Source organism: Nitratidesulfovibrio oxamicus (assembly GCF_015731765.1).
Lineage (GTDB): Bacteria > Desulfobacterota > Desulfovibrionia > Desulfovibrionales > Desulfovibrionaceae > Cupidesulfovibrio > Cupidesulfovibrio oxamicus.
Window position 1 is genome coordinate 1 of the sequence record NZ_VRYY01000669.1, and the last position, 853, is coordinate 853.

2 pseudogenes are annotated in these 853 nt (G+C 73.2%); both read right to left on the reverse strand.

The features are described 5' to 3' along the window. Positions 1–640: pseudogene (locus tag FVW20_RS17025) on the reverse strand (M23 family metallopeptidase); the annotation flags it as partial. Next, positions 640–853: pseudogene (locus tag FVW20_RS17030) on the reverse strand (exodeoxyribonuclease VII large subunit); the annotation flags it as partial. The pseudogenes FVW20_RS17025 and FVW20_RS17030, both read right to left, overlap by 1 nt.

The following is an 853-nucleotide window of genomic DNA, read 5'->3' on the forward strand; positions in this document are numbered from 1 at the left end:
TGGATACGCCGCCCGGCACGGGCCGCAGCATGGGCAACGCCCACAGGCGTTCCGGAGTGCGCAGGGCCAGCGCGGCCTTCACGCGGGCGCGCTCTGCCTCGTGGCGGTCCAGCGCGGCCTTGTCCGGGTTGACGTACTTGCCCTCCACGGTCAGGCGCTGTTCCGGATAGGCGGCGCGAACCACGGCGACGGCACGGGTGACGGCGGGCGCGGCCTTGGGCTGTCCGGCGGGGCGGGCTCGCACCGTCTCGGTGCCGGGCTTGGCATCCAGCGGCACGGCCAGGATGGCCTGGCCAATCCAGCGGGCAGGGCCAGCAGGCCCGGTAGACCCGGCGACTGTTCCGACGCTGGTGGGCGCCACGGGCACGGTGAGGGACTGGCCGCGCCAGTCCAGCACCACGTCGCCCGGCGCATCCGCCGTCACCGTGACCACGAAGGGCTTGCCGTCCCCGGTGGATTCCGGGGCATCCAAGGACAGCACCGCCGCCCGCGCGGGCGTGGCCGATAGCCCCGACAGCAGGGCCGACGACAATACCGACAACGTGAGCAACAACACGGCCAGACCGCGGCCCGCCACCGGCATAGACCACAGGCGGGCAGCCCCCCGGCCAGCCCGCCCGGCAAACGGAACACACTGCATCACGAAATATCTCCGGCGCACTGCTCCGTGGCGCCCGTTCCGACTTTGACGCCGTTTCCTGCGGTACGGCCAGCATCGTCCGCGCCGCCCTGCCCCAGCACCTGCCCGGGCCGCACCCCGCGCACGGTCACGTCCACCTCACCGTCGCGCACCGTAACGGCCAGCGCATCGCCGGGCGCAACCTCGGACACGCTGCGCAGAAAGCCGCCGTCG